At 50.8% G+C, this 16,511-nt stretch carries 15 protein-coding genes; 9 read left to right on the top strand and 6 right to left on the bottom strand.

Annotation, left to right across the window (positions count from 1 at the left end; translation table 11 throughout):
* Window positions 1-22: 22 nt before the first annotated feature.
* From BBD42_RS06195 to BBD42_RS06205, 3 genes are all read left to right on the top strand, one after another.
* On the top strand, window positions 23-2,032 hold the full coding sequence (locus BBD42_RS06195; protein ID WP_099517457.1) for a Na+/H+ antiporter: 2,010 nt from the start codon (window positions 23-25) through the stop codon (window positions 2,030-2,032).
* Window positions 2,033-2,174: 142 nt separating this feature from the next.
* Window positions 2,175-2,777, top strand: coding sequence for a TVP38/TMEM64 family protein (locus BBD42_RS06200; protein WP_099517458.1), 603 nt, complete (start codon window positions 2,175-2,177; stop codon window positions 2,775-2,777).
* A 70-nt stretch (window positions 2,778-2,847) separates the two neighbouring features.
* Complete coding sequence (locus tag BBD42_RS06205; RefSeq protein ID WP_442952506.1) at window positions 2,848-3,180, top strand: transposase; 333 nt, start codon at window positions 2,848-2,850, stop codon at window positions 3,178-3,180.
* Between the two features lie 101 nt (window positions 3,181-3,281).
* Here BBD42_RS06205 and BBD42_RS06210 read toward each other — a convergent pair whose 3' ends face one another.
* From BBD42_RS06210 to BBD42_RS06230, 4 genes are all read right to left on the bottom strand, one after another.
* Complete coding sequence (locus BBD42_RS06210) at window positions 3,282-4,367, bottom strand: FUSC family protein (protein WP_099517459.1); 1,086 nt, start codon at window positions 4,365-4,367, stop codon at window positions 3,282-3,284.
* The gene (locus tag BBD42_RS06215; protein ID WP_099517460.1) at window positions 4,364-5,494 is read right to left on the bottom strand and encodes a DNA alkylation repair protein; all 1,131 of its coding nucleotides are present in this window, start codon (window positions 5,492-5,494) and stop codon (window positions 4,364-4,366) included. The genes BBD42_RS06210 and BBD42_RS06215 overlap by 4 nt, the downstream gene beginning before the upstream one ends.
* 629 nt (window positions 5,495-6,123) lie before the next feature.
* On the bottom strand, window positions 6,124-6,894 hold the full coding sequence (locus tag BBD42_RS06225) for a sporulation protein (RefSeq protein WP_099517462.1): 771 nt from the start codon (window positions 6,892-6,894) through the stop codon (window positions 6,124-6,126).
* Window positions 6,895-6,983: 89 nt separating this feature from the next.
* Window positions 6,984-8,738 (bottom strand): ATP-binding protein, encoded by a 1,755-nt coding sequence (locus tag BBD42_RS06230; protein WP_099517463.1) that lies wholly within the window; start codon window positions 8,736-8,738, stop codon window positions 6,984-6,986.
* Between the two features lie 387 nt (window positions 8,739-9,125).
* On the opposite strand from BBD42_RS06230, the gene mscL reads away from it, so the two are divergent.
* The 6 genes from mscL to BBD42_RS06265 all read left to right on the top strand — a co-directional run bounded on the left by mscL (window position 9,126) and on the right by BBD42_RS06265 (window position 14,020).
* A complete protein-coding gene (gene mscL, locus BBD42_RS06240; RefSeq protein ID WP_099517465.1) occupies window positions 9,126-9,635 on the top strand; it encodes a large conductance mechanosensitive channel protein MscL in 510 nt (169 codons plus the stop codon).
* 112 nt (window positions 9,636-9,747) lie between these two features.
* Window positions 9,748-10,380, top strand: coding sequence for an NUDIX hydrolase (locus tag BBD42_RS06245; RefSeq protein WP_099517466.1), 633 nt, complete (start codon window positions 9,748-9,750; stop codon window positions 10,378-10,380).
* Between the two features lie 1,442 nt (window positions 10,381-11,822).
* Window positions 11,823-12,368: a superoxide dismutase family protein gene (locus BBD42_RS06250; RefSeq protein ID WP_481855921.1), complete on the top strand. Its 546-nt coding sequence runs from the start codon at window positions 11,823-11,825 to the stop codon at window positions 12,366-12,368.
* Between the two features lie 296 nt (window positions 12,369-12,664).
* Window positions 12,665-12,973 carry a hypothetical protein gene (locus tag BBD42_RS06255; protein WP_099517467.1) on the top strand — a complete coding sequence of 103 codons (309 nt, stop codon included), beginning with the start codon at window positions 12,665-12,667 and terminating at the stop codon, window positions 12,971-12,973.
* Between the two features lie 62 nt (window positions 12,974-13,035).
* The gene (locus BBD42_RS06260) at window positions 13,036-13,674 is read left to right on the top strand and encodes a TraX family protein (RefSeq protein ID WP_099517468.1); all 639 of its coding nucleotides are present in this window, start codon (window positions 13,036-13,038) and stop codon (window positions 13,672-13,674) included.
* Window positions 13,675-13,801: 127 nt separating this feature from the next.
* Window positions 13,802-14,020 (top strand): hypothetical protein, encoded by a 219-nt coding sequence (locus tag BBD42_RS06265; protein ID WP_046229519.1) that lies wholly within the window; start codon window positions 13,802-13,804, stop codon window positions 14,018-14,020.
* A gap of 274 nt (window positions 14,021-14,294) precedes the next feature.
* Here BBD42_RS06265 and BBD42_RS06270 read toward each other — a convergent pair whose 3' ends face one another.
* Window positions 14,295-15,587, bottom strand: a complete 1,293-nt coding sequence (locus BBD42_RS06270; RefSeq protein WP_172455415.1) for a putative bifunctional diguanylate cyclase/phosphodiesterase — start codon at window positions 15,585-15,587, stop codon at window positions 14,295-14,297.
* Window positions 15,588-15,742: 155 nt separating this feature from the next.
* Entirely contained in the window at window positions 15,743-16,465 is a 723-nt protein-coding gene (locus BBD42_RS06275) for a response regulator transcription factor (RefSeq protein WP_081418667.1), read from the bottom strand.
* Window positions 16,466-16,511 lie beyond the last annotated feature (46 nt).

Consider the following 16,511-nt stretch of genomic DNA (forward strand, 5'->3'; position numbering starts at 1 on the left):
GTTTAAGAGAGAGGGTGATGGCATGGCTATATTTTCTTCCATAATAGTTTTGCTTGCTTTAATCGGGCTGTCCAATATTATCAATCGGCATCTTCCGGTTGTTCCGGTTCCGCTGATCCAAATTGCGCTTGGCATTGCGATTACCCTTATTCCGTCCGGCGTCCATATGACGCTGGAGCCCGAGCTATTTTTCATATTATTCGTCGCGCCGCTGCTGTACAACGATGGCAAGCATACGCCGCGCAATGAATTATGGAGGCTTCGCGCTCCGATTTTTCTGCTCGCCGTCGGCCTTGTGTTCGTCACTGTGTTTCTTATCGGCTATGCGATCCACTTTATGATTCCGTCCATTCCGCTGCCGTCAGCGTTTGGGCTTGCTGCTCTGCTTTCCCCTACCGATGCCGTAGCAGTCAATGCTTTAGCGGGGCGGGTTAATCTGCCCAAGAGCTTGCGGCATTTGCTGGAGGGAGAAGCGCTGATGAACGACGCCTCCGGGCTCGTCGCCTTTAAATTTGCGATGGCAGCTGCGCTAAACGGCACTTTCTCCTTAACGAAAGCAAGCATCAGCTTTGTCGTTATTGCGACGGGCGGCCTTGCGGTTGGCTGCGTGCTGGCCTTCCTGATTACAGGACTTCGCGCTGTTTTGCGCAGGTCAGGTCTGGAAGATCCAACGCTGCATATGCTTATTCATATGCTCACGCCATTTGCCCTTTATTTGACTGGCGAGCATCTTGGCGTATCCGGCATTTTGGCAGCTGTAGCCGGGGGCGTCGTCCACGCCGTCGAACGCGATGAATATGATAAGGCGCGGGCCCGGAACGATGAAATGCCTGATCATACATGGCCGGTTATTTTGTACATATTGAATGGGCTTGTTTTTGTTATTTTAGGATTGCAAATTCCTGTTGTCTTCAGCACCGTTTTCGATAATCCCGCGATTAACTCGCTTCGAGTGACGGGTTATGCGTGCTTGATTTTTGTTATGCTGCTGCTTCTGCGTTTTTTATGGACGTACGCCTTTTCAAGAGGGGGCCGTTTATTCGGCTCTGAGAAGCTGTCGATTAAAATTTTGGCCATGACTTCGCTTTCTGGCGTACGCGGCGCCATTACGCTTGCCGGCGCCTTTTCTATTCCGCTGCTTCTTATCGATGGAAATCCGTTTCCCGAGCGGAATGTCATCATTTTTATTGCGACTGCGGTTATATTGTTATCGCTGCTCGTGGCGAGCACCGTGCTTCCGCTTCTGGCAAGCAGCAGCGATACGGGCAATGAAGCAAAACGGACGGAGAAAGAGCGCCAAGGGCAGCTCAAAATGATGAATGCGGCCATTCAAGCCATCCACCAGGCGGCGAGCAAGGAAAACGAAGCAGAAACATCTGCCGTCCTTGCCGAATATGAGCGCTGGTTCCGCATGCTGGAGCTTCAGAAGCCCCAATTGGCAATGAAACGAGCGGATGAGGGAATCATTGATATGCGCATTGAAGCGTTCCGCATCGAACGGGAAGCTGCCCGCCGCATGCTGGCACAAGATGAAATCAGCAAGCCGCAGTTTGAGCTGTTCGAGCAAAGCCTGGAGCAGCTTGAGCAAATGCTGGCAGGACGCCGAAGCTTTTGGCCGATTATTATGAAGAAGTTATTGAATTCCCTGCTGGAGATGTTATCCCTCAGAAAAACCAAATCGCATGCCCAGCTGGGGCAATCCGATCGCGAGGCGCTGAGAAGGCTGAAACTGCGAGCCTGTGATGCGGTTATCGGCACTTTCGACAAGCAGCTGGACGAGCATCGTTCGGAGGAACGAAGCGAGCTGATCAGCCATTACCATTTTATAAAGGAAAAGCTTCAAAAGCCCAGATCGCCGAAAAAAGATGGAGGCGACGCCGATGTGCAGCGCGATTTGCATTGGGTTGCGATTCAGGCGGAGCGAGTCGAGGTGCAAAGCTTATATGAGCGCGGCGAAATCAATCGGGAAATTGCCAATAAGCTGCGGCAGTTTATCCGCAACCGCGAAGCGTCTATTTTAGAGGAAGGATAGCAAGCTGGCTGATCGGTCAGAAGTCCGGGCTTGTTCCACATGCGAGAGCTTGGCAGCTGCCACTATTTTCTGGTATTGTTGAAGCCATACGATGTCGCTTTGACGGCTGATATTTTGATCAAGTGAGTGAGGGTGTTAACGTATGGCGTTGCTGCAAAATTGGATAGAACAAATAAAGCATATGGATTTGGAGCATTTGCAGCGAACGCTGGAAAGCTATCGGGAATTCGGACCGCTGCTTGGCATCCTTTTGCCCCTGCTGGAAGCCTTTCTGCCTTTTCTGCCTCTGCTGGCGATTGTGGCGGCGAATGCGAATATTTTCGGCCTATGGTTCGGCTTTCTCTTTTCGTGGATTGGCGTTTCCGCTGGGGCCATCGGCGTCTTCTGGGTCGTGCGCAAGCTTGGGAAAAATGTCAAAGCCAAGGTCGAGCGGCGCTTCCCGAAATCCGGCCGCTTCTTCGAATGGATTGAGCATCGCGGCTTTACGCCGCTGTTCTTGCTCGCCTGCTTTCCTTTCTCACCGTCCTCGCTCATTAACATAGTGTCGGGCCTAAGCGCTGTCCCCTTCCGCACGTTTATCATCGCCACCGTTCTCGGCAAGGCGGTTATGATTTTATGCGTATCGCTGCTCAGCTTTGATATTGGAAATTTCGCGCATGAGCCTTGGCGCATCGTCGTCGCCTGCATCGTCATTGTGCTGATGTGGTTCGGCGGCAAGCGGCTGGAAAAACGATATATCCATTAGCACTCATATATATTCCCTTTCGTGGCATGCTATAGCAGAATGACCCGCCGTCATGTTGGACGGACTATGCATGCCAGGAAAGGGAGATACGATGAACGAACAGCAGTTGGACCAGGAGCAGCAGCATCAACACAATGAGATGGAGCCGATGTCGGGCGAGCCTGTAGAAGTGGCGGGTGTATACCGCAACGAGTGGAATCGTGAAGAGAAGCTGGAGCGCGGCGAGGTGTTTCCAGCCGATCCCCAGATGGGGACGGCAACTTGGCGGCTGGTGGAGCTGGACTTCGACAACCATCATGAAGGGCGGACCGATCCGCGGCTCATTCCCAAAGACGATGACAATGATCCCGAAGCCCATATGCAGCATCCAAGACGCCATAAAGGCAGCAATAAGACCGAATAACGTATGGATTGACTTGCAACAGCTCTGTGAAATATAGCCATGCAAAAGAAACCGCCTCTTCGTCAAATGATCAATCATTTGAAAAAGAGACGGTTTTCTTGTTACTCCTGAGCGCTGACCTTAGCCTCTCTGCCGCTCGCGTTCGTTTCCGCTTTCCATTCCTCGGGCGACATGCCGCGCTGCTGAACCTGATCCACGAGCTTCTCCAGCCTCCGCAGATGGTAGGCATATTCGAATATAGCCGACGCGACGAACACGAGCCGCTTATGCTCGTCCCGCCCCTCGCGGAAATAATCCGTCAGGTCGGTAATCAGGCGCGCTTCACGTTCCTCCTCCGGCTCGAAGCTCAGGTTCGGCTTCATCTTGCCTTCGATTTTCAGCAATATCGATTCGTGGTATTTCGTCAGCTCCTCGATCTGGTTATCGAAGCGCTGCGCCCATTTCCCCGCACCGGCGGCGGCAAAATAATGCTCCTCTACAACCTCAAGCAGATCAACGCCCTTTTGCAGTGCCTTAATCGTCTGCTTAGAGACAAGCAGCTGTCTGGCATGGCTTTTTTTGGCATGGGCGAGCACCTTGCGCTCTTCCTCAAACAAGGTGTAGCGATCCTCCAGCTTGCGCACCGACACATGCAGCGTTTCCTTCTCCTGCCGGAACACGCTTTCCTTCATCTCGTTCGAAACCGCCGTTCGCAGCAGCAAAGACATTTGCCCGTAAGCGAGATGCACCTGCTCGGTAAATTGCTTGCGCGGGCGTGGAGGAAATACGAGCACATTAATCGTAAAAGCGGCCCCCATGCCGGTAAGCACCATTAAAAATCGCTGCAGCGCCACATCTAATCCTTGTCCATGCGCTTCCATAATAGCGATAACCATGACGAGGGTTACTCCGATGGTCGCTTCCATTTTCAACCGGATACAAATAAGGATAACAGCGATACAGACGAGCCCCACCGCAATCGGCGTATGGCCGAATACCTTCATCGCAGCAAGCGCAATTCCTGCTCCAAGCAGATTGGTCTGAACCTGATCGAGAATTTGCTGCCAGGATCGGTAGATGGAAGGCTGAATGGTTAAAATAGCAGCTACTGCCGTAATGAGGCTGGACGGAAAGCCGAAAAACTGGCTCAGAAAAATCGCCAGCGTAACGGACAAGCCGGTCTTTAGCACGCGAGCTCCAATATTCATTTGCTGTACGCCTCCTCCAGCTGCAGCTCCGTCTCCGCTGCCTGTACGCCGTTCACCCATAACGTAATGCGGTGAAGTCCTGGATAATGCTTGCGCGTCGTCAAATCGGCGAAGCGGTGCACACGCGACAGCGCGACTTCCGCTCCTCCGCCATACTCGCGGTCAGATAGCAGGAAACGTTTCTGGGAAGGCTTGCCTGAAGCTTTAATAAAATCAATGCCGTATTCGATCCGCAGCTTGAGTGCGTCTCCATCCCGCAGCTTCATCACGCAGCTAAACCGCGCCTCGTCGCCAATATGGACGACCGCAGGCACTGCCCGAAGCTCGGCATGCACCGTCAATGGCGCACGCTCCCCGCCCTCGTCGCCTTCACCGGCTGCATAGCCGAACAGCTCCATCAGCGCCGGGTTCGCCTGCTTCACCAGCGTGCGGCAGCCACGCCTAATAATCCAGTCTGTCAGCGGATTATCGCCTGACCACCGCTGGGCCAGCGCAACGACCACATCGGGATGGTCTTTGGCGATGTCATTGAGATTGTTCGCCACGCTTTTGCGGACGTACAGCGAAGAATCGACTTTCAGCTTGTCCAGCAGCGGCAGGATCGGCTGTGGATTGCGCTTGAACATCGGCAGCGCCTGTGCCCAAGGCAGACGCGGGCGCGTCCCTTCGCTCGCCAGCCTGCGTATATGCTCATCCTCATCGTCCGCCCATATCAGCATTTGCTGCATCATGCGCTCTGGCTCAGCAAGCAGAAAGGGGCGCACGGCAAACTCCCCCGTCGAATAACGGGTGAACCGTGCCAGCGCCTGCATCGACCGGTCAAAGTGCTCCTGTGCCATTCCATACACTTCCACAAAATCCGGGAAGAAAATATAAGGCAGGCCGCGGCACTGCGAGTCGATCTGCATCAGCACATCAAGCGCAGCCTCGTAATCACTTGGAAGGAAATCGCCCAGCGCTTCGGTAATCCGGCGCGAGCGTGCCTTGAGCGCCAGCTCCTCCCATTCCCCAGCCCGCACGGCCTCCACAAAGCCTGCCAAGTCGAAAGTCGGCAAAGCCGAACGCACCAGCGCTCCGAAATTTTCTATAAATAAGCCATCGTATAAGGCTTTTAGCGGTTCTGCCATCGTAAGGTCCTCCAGTATAATCATTCATGCTCCATCTATTATGCCATAACCCGCAACCGGAAGTAATAGCAACAATTCAAACCGCCTTGCCCTGTCTTTCTATTGAAAAAAAGCCTGCCCGCCGCATCATAAACTCGCGGCGGGCAGGCTGCTGCCATTTGCTATGGCGCCTCTGGGTTCGGCGCCTTTACTTCGGAGCCATTAGGTTGTATATGCAAACCGGAGCAGCCCTGCTGCTCCTTGCCCAGAGCCTAATCGAGGCCAAGCTCTTCTGACGCTTCAAGGCTTGAGAACCGAAGCGGGCGATTGTTGCTGAGAACACTGTGACGGAGCCGCTTTGGCTGAGACCCGCGCAGCGCGGGACGCTCGCTGCTTTTTTGGAGGACTGTGGTTCCGCTATTCTAGCTTTTGACCCGATTTCAGTCCATAAGCGGACAGGAAAGCCGTTATCATGCTCATCATCCCGTCAAATTGGCTAAGAACAGCGCATTTGCGGCTTCTGAGTCCACCATCTGTGCCTTTCCCGGTGATTCTGTTGAATTAGCGGCTTCTCTGTCCACCAAGTCTATCTTTGCGCAGGGAGTAACCCCTGAAACAATGAATATGAAGCTGGTTTTTTTGCTTATCGGTTAGGCGTGCCGGGCGATTATTTTTTCGAGCTGGCTCGCAATCGCTTGCGTGCCAGCTTGCAGATGCTCCTGCGTAAAAGCGACGCGGACGAACGTTTCGTCCGTATTCATCGCTTCAGCAAAGAAGCCGCCCAGGCCGCGCGCTTTGCGGTCGATTTGCAGCAGCAGCTCCACCTGCCGGGCATCTGGATAGAAAATAACCTCCAGCTCATCAAGCTTGCCGCGGAACGGCCCTCCGGCCGGTACAAATTCCAGCTCTTGCACGAAAGGCAGCGAGCGTCCCAGACGCGAAGCGTATTCGCAATCTGCTTCACGCAGACGGAAGCCCAGCTGCTCCACCGCTCCCAGCACTATGCCCATCGCTGCATTAGGCACAACCTCAATGCGATCGTTATCACCAGGATCGATGGCGCCGCGAATGTCGAGCTCGGTTTTCACCCATATTGGCGTTTTCCCTAATGTAAGCGGAGTTTGGAAAGGCAATTGAAAGGAAAAAGGCACTTCGCGATTTTCACCTGCTTTCAGCTCAAACGGCTGGCTAACCGGATATTTTCCAATAACGCAGTTATGTCTATGCTTCTGGTCATTGCTCTCGCGGATGTATTCGGTCATTACGGACAGCTCAATCTTCTCAATGCGCTGCTCCACGCTGCCGCCGCGAATTTGGACGACGCCGCGCACCTCTTCGCCTGGCGCATAACGGGACTTTTCCAGCAAAGTATCAATTTTTGCCGAGCCAATGCCAATGCTTGCTAATAACCGATTAAACATAAAGACACCTCACCGAATAATTTTTTTCTCGCTATTCGGTTGTACGTCGAGCCGTATCTTCGCGTTGCAAATATTGTGCTGTTTATTATTCATGCCTTTTCTTCCGGTTCCTTGCGGTAGGGAAACTGAATAATAAAGGTTGTACCTTGCCCCATAATACTGTCCGCCTTGATGCTGCCGAGATGGTTGTCGACAATTTTGTAGGTGACCATCAGGCCAAGCCCCGTCCCTCTGTCCTTCGTTGTATAAAATGGCTGGCCAATCTTGGACAGCTGCTCCTTCGCAATGCCAGGACCCTCATCTTGAATGCGGATGATGATTCGCGCCTTCTGCGCAAGCTCAAGCGTAATGCGAATGAGGCCGCCGCTTGCCATCGCCTCGATTGCATTTTTGATGACATTGATAAACACCTGCTTGATTTGATTTTCCACGCCGAAGACGTAAAGCGGCTCCGCAGCCATATTCACCTGGATTTCAATATTGTGCATAATGGCCTGCGTCTCCAGCAGCGTCACCGATTCCGCCATAATCTGGCGCACATCCCGGTAGCACAGCTGATATGCCTGAGGCTTGGACAGCATCAGCAGCTCGCTCACAATGGATTCGATCCGTATCAGCTCGGATTTCATAATGTCATAATAATTATTGCTGCTGCGCCCAGAGGCAATGAGCTGCAGAAAACCTTTCAGCGAGGTGAGCGGATTGCGAATTTCATGGGCAATTCCCGCAGCCAGCTGGCCTGCAATATACAGCTTCTCAGAATTGATCAGCAGCTCCTCATTCTTTTTGCGCTCCGAAATATCGCGAATAATGACTTGATAAGCAAGGCTGCCCGTATGGCTTGTGCTCGTTCGAACCAATTCCGTATGCAGCAGCTTGCCATGCACCGTTCTCCAGTCCAGCTCGACGGGCTTTTGGCGCAGCAAATCCTCATTTTCCTCCTCGCCTAGCAATTGGCGAATTTCCTCATGATGCTTCTCATGAAGAAAATCGTAGATCGACTCGCCGATGATTTCATGCTCGCTGCCTGCCTCAAACATCCGCAATCCAGAAGGATTGAAATATTGCCACTTCCCCGATTTGATAATCGCAATCGTATCCAGGGAGTTCTCGACAAGCAGCTTGTAATTCGCATCGACCATGCTGTATTTGCGGCTGATCATCCAGGTGGACAAGCAGAAGCTCAATATGAGCATCGTTGCAATGCCAAGCAAAAACGACATGAGCATCATCGAGTCGTTCATGCTATCGGTCGTGTAGATGTCCCAATACTCCACCTTCATCGCCTGCATGCCAATCGTGTGCATAACAATCATCGACAGCCCGAGAATGAGGCTGCTGATCAGCTTGCCATCCTTGCCCCTGCTTTCATACAAATTAAAGGCGACCAGCGCTCCGAAAAAAGCAACCAGGATCGACACCATAAACAAATAGCGATCCAGCTCATAGCTTTTCACCTGACTCCCCAGCAGGTTCAAATAATGCAGCATCGTTGAGCCAGCGGCAAGCAGCAGGCTGCTTAACGCCCTTCTAACCGGCCCGGGCCAGACAGATTCGTATACCGATATCGAAGCATAGGTAAGAGCCATGCAGCACAATAAAGTGTAAAGCATAGTCCAATCCAGAACTAATGGATAAGTCGAACCGAATATGGCTAGCACATGCATCGCCCAAACCCCTAGCCCAAATACGAAAGAGCTGCCAAACTTGCGGCTAAACGCTACTATTTTTTTGCCTGACGGCGGGTAACCAATCATGCTGAACAGCGTAAAACAGGCAAAGCAAACAATCATAAATGAAAACAGTGTAAAAAAGGGATTCCCCATAACGAATTGGTGATTCATAAAACTCCTCAAATATCCAGTAATTTACTCACAATACTGAAATTCGACAATATCCAATAAAATCCTCTCTTTTTACATATCTTTTTTCACAAAAAAAGCAGAAAATGATGCAAAATGACGAATAAGAGTCGCTCCCAGACTGGGAAGTCATGGCCTTTTTTCAATAAAGAACGTCGTGCCTCTGTCAATACCTGTATTCGGAATGGTAAGGAAAATTGTTATTTTATGTAATTTTAGTATTATCTTTTTATGCCGCTGCTTTAGGAATGGTGTTTCTGGCTTGTTTTATATACAATAAAGAGCAATCAGAGCTTTTGCATAGCTGCGTTTTGCTGCGCTCGCTATTGCGATTTTTCCCGGCAAGCTTATTTTATAAAGGAGAGATTTATGATGAAAATTGTACAGGAATTTAAGGAATTTGCGATTAAGGGCAACGTTATTGACCTGGCCGTCGGTGTCATTATTGGCGGAGCTTTCGGTAAAATTGTCACTTCGCTTGTGAACGACATTATTATGCCGCCGATTGGACGGGTTTTGGGCGGTGTCAATTTCAAGGACTTATTCATTAATCTCGATCCGAAGCATACGGAGCAATTGGAGGCTGCCGGTACCGTTGTCCGCTCCCTCGACGATGCATCCAAAAACGGCATTGCCGTTATCGCCTATGGCCAGTTTATTAATGTGATGCTGGATTTCTTTATCGTAGCCGTCTGTATTTTCTTCCTCGTTAAAGGCATTAATATGCTGCGCCGCAGCAAAACCGAGGAAGCTCCCGCCGAAGCTGCTCCTACGGAAAAAGACTGCCCTTACTGCTTGTCCAGCATTCCGCTGAAAGCGACTCGCTGCAAACACTGCACGTCCCAGCTTGAAGCTGTCGATACAGGACGCTCTCACTAAGGAGCTGCGAGGAAATGAGTACTCGATTTATCGACAGATTAGCGGTGCTTTATTTCGTCGCAGTCTCTAAACGCGCAAACTGCCCTATCTTTTATACAAAGGAGTTCGTGCAATGACAGAGGAATATTTCGATATTTATGATGAGCAGATGAATCCCATCGGTACAGCCACCCGCTCGGAGACGCATGCCAAGGGCTACTGGCACCGCTCCTTTCACTGCTGGCTCACACGCAAGGAAGAAGATCGCCGCTACGTCCGGTTTCAGCTGCGGCAGTCCAGCAAGGATACTTGTCCGGACTGCTATGACATTACCGTCGCTGGACATCTCTCGGCAGGCGAAACGATGCGCGACGCCGCACGCGAGCTGCAGGAGGAGATTGGCGTAACCGCCAGTTTCGACGACCTAATCCCGCTTGGGCAGCTGCGTGAGGATACCGTAGGCACGGCTGGCGGCGTCAGTTTCATCGACCGTGAGGTCAGCGATGTGTTCGGCTTCGTCTGCTCCTTGCCGCTGATGGAATTACAGCTGCAAGCCGAAGAGGTGGCCGGCGTGTACGAGGCCGACCTGGAAGAGCTGCTCCAGCTGTTCGAGCACGAGCGGTCGGAGCTGGTGGTATCAGGGGTAGCTGTAAGCCAGGATGGCGGGCAGATACCTTCCGTAAGGAGCGTGCGGGTGGAGCAGTTCGTGCCGCGCAAAGCGGAATATTACGCAAGCGTGATGCGCGCCTTGCGCGATTGCACGTAGGCGCTGAAGCAGCGACGCCAGCGGAACGCTGCTGCCGCACAGAGCGGCTTTGACTTTGAATCTTGCTGCTCTGGCTTTGGTTCTGGTTCTGGTTCTGGCTCTGGCCTTGCCTTTGGCCTTTCGCGTCAGCGCGTTGGCCCCAAGCATTTTCCCAGTTGCGATACCACTGGTCAATTAGCCCGTGAATTTGATAAAACGTCGTATGGCGCGGCGCCAAATCAAAGTCATTGATTTCCGGCTCGTTCATCAGCTGGGCTGAAATCATATGCATACAGCCGTGAATGCCGCTGGACTCGATGTAGCTGCCTAGTTCATCCAGCGTAGCAAAGGAGCGCGGATTATTTCGAATCCGATTTTCCGCAGCCGGATTATAGCAAGGAGCGCGGCGAATAGCTTCCGGGATTTCCGGCCACGCCGCAATCAGACTGGTGTCATAGCCTTGGCTGTTATACCAGTTGTACACACGGTTAATGAAGTCGCGGTGAAAACGCATAAATTGATCACCGAACCCGCGAGGCGGGATGGTGCCGGGAATGACATGATGCGTATGGTGCCATACGGCATGCTCCTGGAGCAGCGGTGCGGGGAAATTCGGGATTAGCGGCATCGTTCGTCCCCTCCATTTATAGTTGTTGTCCATACTCGTTTATCGGTCTAACCTTGCTGTCCTATCGTATGCCGATTCGCGAAGCGCGGTGACAGATTATTAAGCCATAGAAATGGATGGATAACAGGCGAATAAGCGAGTGAATACTTCCTATGAACAGCCCAATAGAACGAAGCAAGGACCGGCAAGCCTCTGAAGGGGCTTGCCGGTCCTTGCTTGTTTTAGCGTCTGCTTGCAACTAGAAACGGTTGCGGTGTTCGTTGCGGTGTTCTCTTCTGATACAAATGTCAAACGAGATTGTAACCGCATGGTCTCTGCCAAATGAACAACAGATTCTGACGCAATCAGAACGATCTGTGCAGAAGAAGTGAACGACTCGGCATTCGCAGCCGATAATGTTCTGAACCGCCCGAGCATCGTGACAGCGGATCGCTCTGACGAGCCTCTCAGCAACCTCTTCATGCTCTAGTCTTTTGAAAATTTTGCTTAATTCTTTTCCTGCATCCTGAATTCCTTCAACTGCCTGGTCTCTGCGATGACAACCATTGCTTCTGTGCTCATTTGCTGACTCTTGGCGTTGACAGGAACAAGAAGAAGTGCGGGCCCGTTTCGATTGGCGCGATGCTGATTTAATGTTTTTCACTTGAAACTTCGATTTTACTGACATAATAAATGCCACCTCTCTCATGGTTTCTGCTATATCATATTCAAATAGAGTAAAGAGGTATGGACATGTATTCCCCGTCAAACACATATCTGCTATTCCTTAATTTCTGTATAGGCCAGCGATTAGCGGGACATATTAAGTGGCATCACTGGAAATGGAGGAAAATTTGTGTTTATCCAAAAAACAATCTGCATCACAACGCTCTGCTTAGCGCTAGGAGGCGCTTCCCTGCCTGCAGCCCAAGCCGCTGGAAAAACGGTACCCTCTGAGGAAATCAAGCTCGACCTCATTAATAGCAAAGGAGCCGTCATCGGCAAAGCAAGCCTGCAGGAGCAGGCTGACGGTGTACATATCCGCCTTGCGGTGGACCAGCTCGCACCGGGCATGCACGGCATTCATTTTCACGAAACGGGGAAGTGCGAGGCTCCCGAATTTACAACCGCTGGGGCGCATTTCAATCCGCTAAGCAAGCAGCATGGGTTCAGCAACCCCAAAGGCTTCCATTCTGGCGATTTGCCGAATATTCAAGTTGACGCGTCTGGAAAAGTAGAAGCCGAAATCATTTCGAAAAATGTGACGCTCGCCAAGGGCGAACCTAACTCGCTAATAAAATCAGGCGGCGCTGCTCTGGTTATTCACGAGAAAGCGGATGATTACGTCACTGATCCTTCCGGCAATTCCGGCGCTCGCATCGCATGCGGTGTAATTAAATAGCGCTAAAAGGATGCTGGAAGATAGTCGGCTCAATTACGGCACGGAGAAACAAGCCGTAAGACGATGCACGATCCATATGAAAAAGCGCGGGCTCCGGGTTTTCAGAGCACCGCGCTTTTTTCATTTTCACAACATTGAATAAAGCGTTCCATCACGTCCTTCCCTCCATTCATAATTGAATTGGCGGATCGGCGTCCTTCTTAAAAACCAGCATCATCCCCGCCCCTCCCGCATATAGCTTAATTTAGGATGAGACTCCCTGCTGGCATGCTGCGGGGCAAAGGAGCGATGTTCATATGTCAGAGCAATTAAAGGCAGCGGAGCAAGCGGCAGCTGTGTTGTACCAGGCAGAACCTGCACATACAGCTATGGTGCAACAAGTGCAAGAACAGATCCATCGTCTGTGCCACGGACATATGCATAGGCCTGTGCGCGTGCATACGATGGATGGCCATGTATACGAGGGCTATATTGCACATGTGGACCGCTGCCTGCTGTATTTGCACTGTACCGTGCAGGACCCGCGCGCCTTCATTCCTCCACAAAACGCCATTCTTCCACTCGTTCTCTACGAGCTGCTTGTCATTACCCTGCTTTACACCTAAAACGCTGTTCTTCTCCCGTTCATACCCCCATGCTATAATAGTCACAGCTTAGGGGGATGAATATGCAAATTATCGCAATGGTTACGATGCTGCTTGATCATATTGGATTGATCTGGTTTCCCGAAGATGATACCTGGCGGATTATTGGCAGGCTTGCTATGCCGCTTTATGCTTATGCGCTTGTCATTGGATATTTCCGCACCAAAAACATAAACCAATACTTATGGCGGATGGCCGCCATTGCGGCTTTGTCGCAAATCCCATATTCGCTAGCCTTCGGCACTTGGGAAATTAACACCGTGGGCACTCTGCTCGTTTGTCTCGTGTCCCTCAAGCTTCTGGACCAGTTGAGGTCGAGTCCTGCCCTTCAAGTGTCGCTGGCTGCCTTTCTGCTGCTGCTGCTCGAAGCCATTCCATGCAGCTACGGCGCTTATTTGCTAGTGCTCGTCCTCATCTACCGTTATGTCCCGAAACACGGTATGGCTCCGGCCCATCTGCTGCTCAATCTCTTTTATTTATTCTACATGGGCTGGAGCATTCAATTGTTCAGCGTTGTCGCAACCTTGCTGCTTGTCTACTCGCCAAGCATGCTGCTAGCAGCCGATACAATCAAAATTCCTCGCAGCCTTTGGCGCAGTTTTTACCCGTTGCATCTTGCCATTATCGCAGCACTGCAGTATGTAATCCTAGCTGGAAAGTAGTATTTTCCAGCTGACATAATGTGTTAGAAATATATAAGCAAATTAAACAATATTCTTACGGCTGTTTCATAAGCGGCTAAAACGTTTAGGATAGAATAGGAAAAAACGATCGGAGGTGGACAAGGTCATGATGAAAATCATTACCTTCAAAAGTCGTTCTGTACCTGTTTATTATACTAACGAACAAGCCGCGTCAGTTGAGCAGCTTCATCATAAACTGCGTGAAATGGAACTCAATTTCGACTTTCGAAAAAAATGGAAACGGATCTCTAAAGTTGAAGTCGTACGTGAGGTTGCTATTTTTCAATACAGCGATGGTACTAAACTTTATCTGGAAGTTAGCTAAACACCCTCTGGCCCCCACTGGACTAAAAGGAACATCATCCCCAACCTAAACAAGCGTAAACGATTTTTTCGCTTTTATTCGACGAAACCGGTACGCAATGGAACCGAAGCATATACGGATCGCATCACTCATTTATTCCAATCGTTTAGAAAAGCCTCCTACCGCTGCGATAGTGGATTTGGAGGCTTTGTTGCGTTTAATACCCTGACCTTTATTCTAATGAAAAAAGAGCCTGCCCTATCGCTTTCGCTTGGGCAAGCTCTATATCAGAAGACTATGCGCCTGTTCGTTCAGGCTTGCGAATCATCGATAAATCCAGCATATCTGGCTGTGCGGGCTGGCCCAGCAAGTAGCCCTGCATGTAATCGCAGCCCCAGCCCCGCAGCAGCTCATACTGCTTCACATATTCCACTCCTTCAGCAATGACGCTAATGCCCAGCTTATGCAGCAGCCCAATCATTGCCTCCACGATATGATGCTCAGCGCCTTCCTTATCAATCTCTCTCACAAAGGAGCGATCCAGCTTCAAGGCATGAATCGGCAGCAGCTGCAAATTGGCCAGCGACGAGTGCATGGAGCCGAAATCATCCAGCGCTATCAGCACGCCACTTGCATGCAATCTAGTTAAGGCTTTAATGGACGGCTCGCATTTCGCATAATTATAGCCCTCTTTGATTTCCAGCTGCAAACGCTGCGGCGATATTCCGGTCTCCTCCAGCGTATTTAGCACCATGTCAGCATAGGCGCAGTCTGCCAGCTCTGTCGGCGAAATATTGACGGACATGACCAGCGCAGCTTGATCCGGCAGGCTGCCCAGCTTGCGGCAGGCCTGCTTGATCACCCAGGCGCCAATGGGCAATATCATGCCGTTTTTTTCTGCAAAGGGTATAAATTCAGCTGGCTGAATGTTGCCAAGCTCTGGATGATTCCAGCGCAGCAGCACTTCGAAGCCTCGCAGCTTGCCCGTTTCCACTTGATAGATGGGCTGGTAGTTCAAGTGAAACTGCCCTTTGTACAGCGCCGTTCGAATGGCAGCCTCCAGCTCAAAATGCCGATTAATTTGCTCTGTTTCCGCCCGCGAATAATAGGAAATCTGGCCTTCTCCCTTTAAAACCCCGCTATACAGTGCCGTTTCTGCATAGCAAATGAGCTGCTCGCTTGTCGCGCCATCCTGCGGGAACAGGCTCACGCCAATGCTGGCAGTTAAATGATAACGATCGGAGCCAAAGCCTACGGGCTGCTGCACCGTTCGTTTGAAACGTTCCAGCAGGCTATATCCATCCGCTTGGCTAGCATCCAGTTCCACAGCAACCAGAAAAGTGCTGTCGCTCATTTGCCAGATCGCAGCCTGGTCTGCTCCAGCCGCTACCAGCCGCTCTTCAATCTGCTGGATCACCTCGCTGCCATAGTCCATTCCTCGAGCTCCGATAATGCGGTAAAAATGGTCAAGCTGCACGAGCACCGCAGCAAGCTTATGGCTTGCATTTTGCACTTGCAGCAGCATGCGGCCTAGCTCGCGGCAGGCATTCAGCTTTGCAGGCCATAATGCAATGACTTGTTCCTTCATATTTCCCATCCTTCGATCCAATAGTAAGTTAAATCTATGTTCTCATACAATAATTAGGAAATTTCGGCAATTACCTTTAGATAGTTGTTAGAATGTCATTTTCCATACAAAAAACCGTCTGCATAAGCCAGACGGTCCCTAAAAAATGCATGCTATTATTTCTCCTGGCTGACTGAGGAATTCTGGGCTGTGTACTTGTAGCCGAAGCCCCAAACCGTTCGAATCAGACGAGGCTCCTTTGGATTTTGCTCGATTTTTTTCCGCAGATTCACAATGTGTACATCAATAGCACGGTCGGTGACAAAGGAATCAAAGCCGCGAATGGCATTGATTAGCTCTTCCCTGCTGAATACCTTGCCAGGATACGCCAAAAATAGCTTCATAATTTCATATTCCGAAAAGGTTGTTTCTACCAGCATGCCTCTGACAAGCAGCAATCTCCGTTCAAAATCAAGCTGGATCGGATCCCGCTCCTCTTCGCCTTGCTCTTGCTCAACCTCTGCTCCGGCCGGCTTAATGTTAGCTCTGCGAATCAAGGCCTCGACTCTCGCCGTCATCTCGTGCATGCTGAATGGCTTGCACATATAATCGTCTGCACCAGACTTCAACGCCAGCACTCGTTCTGACACTTCGTTTTTCATGGATAAAATCATAATAGGCACATTCGAACGCTCGCGAATCAATGCACATATCTCCATCCCATCCATATCCGGGAGCATAAGATCCAGCAAAACCAAATCAGGTTCGAATTCCGAAATAATACGCAAGCCGTCATTTGCCAATCCCGCTTGTTTGACAGAATAGCCTTCCTCTGACAAATACATAGACAGCATATCACTCATCATGACGTCATCTTCTATAACTATAACTTTATACATTGGCGTCACCCCTTATTGGGATTGAAGATTTCTGTCGAATTAAGTC

Origin of the sequence: Paenibacillus sp. BIHB 4019, from assembly GCF_002741035.1 — a bacterium.
Classification (GTDB): Bacteria; Bacillota; Bacilli; order Paenibacillales; family Paenibacillaceae; genus Pristimantibacillus.

What these genes read in the sequence shown, in the direction of transcription:
- BBD42_RS06195 (WP_099517457.1), top strand. Translation starts at nt 23, where the DNA reads ATGGCTATATTTTCTTCCATAATAGTTTTGCTTGCTTTAATCGGGCTG.
- BBD42_RS06200 (WP_099517458.1), top strand. Translation starts at nt 2,175, where the DNA reads ATGGCGTTGCTGCAAAATTGGATAGAACAAATAAAGCATATGGATTTG.
- BBD42_RS06205 (WP_442952506.1), top strand. Translation starts at nt 2,848, where the DNA reads ATGCCAGGAAAGGGAGATACGATGAACGAACAGCAGTTGGACCAGGAG.
- BBD42_RS06210 (WP_099517459.1), bottom strand. Translation starts at nt 4,367, where the DNA reads ATGAATATTGGAGCTCGCGTGCTAAAGACCGGCTTGTCCGTTACGCTG.
- BBD42_RS06215 (WP_099517460.1), bottom strand. Translation starts at nt 5,494, where the DNA reads ATGGCAGAACCGCTAAAAGCCTTATACGATGGCTTATTTATAGAAAAT.
- BBD42_RS06225 (WP_099517462.1), bottom strand. Translation starts at nt 6,894, where the DNA reads ATGTTTAATCGGTTATTAGCAAGCATTGGCATTGGCTCGGCAAAAATT.
- BBD42_RS06230 (WP_099517463.1), bottom strand. Translation starts at nt 8,738, where the DNA reads ATGAATCACCAATTCGTTATGGGGAATCCCTTTTTTACACTGTTTTCA.
- mscL (WP_099517465.1), top strand. Translation starts at nt 9,126, where the DNA reads ATGATGAAAATTGTACAGGAATTTAAGGAATTTGCGATTAAGGGCAAC.
- BBD42_RS06245 (WP_099517466.1), top strand. Translation starts at nt 9,748, where the DNA reads ATGACAGAGGAATATTTCGATATTTATGATGAGCAGATGAATCCCATC.
- BBD42_RS06255 (WP_099517467.1), top strand. Translation starts at nt 12,665, where the DNA reads ATGTCAGAGCAATTAAAGGCAGCGGAGCAAGCGGCAGCTGTGTTGTAC.
- BBD42_RS06260 (WP_099517468.1), top strand. Translation starts at nt 13,036, where the DNA reads ATGCAAATTATCGCAATGGTTACGATGCTGCTTGATCATATTGGATTG.
- BBD42_RS06265 (WP_046229519.1), top strand. Translation starts at nt 13,802, where the DNA reads ATGATGAAAATCATTACCTTCAAAAGTCGTTCTGTACCTGTTTATTAT.
- BBD42_RS06270 (WP_172455415.1), bottom strand. Translation starts at nt 15,587, where the DNA reads ATGAAGGAACAAGTCATTGCATTATGGCCTGCAAAGCTGAATGCCTGC.
- BBD42_RS06275 (WP_081418667.1), bottom strand. Translation starts at nt 16,465, where the DNA reads ATGTATAAAGTTATAGTTATAGAAGATGACGTCATGATGAGTGATATG.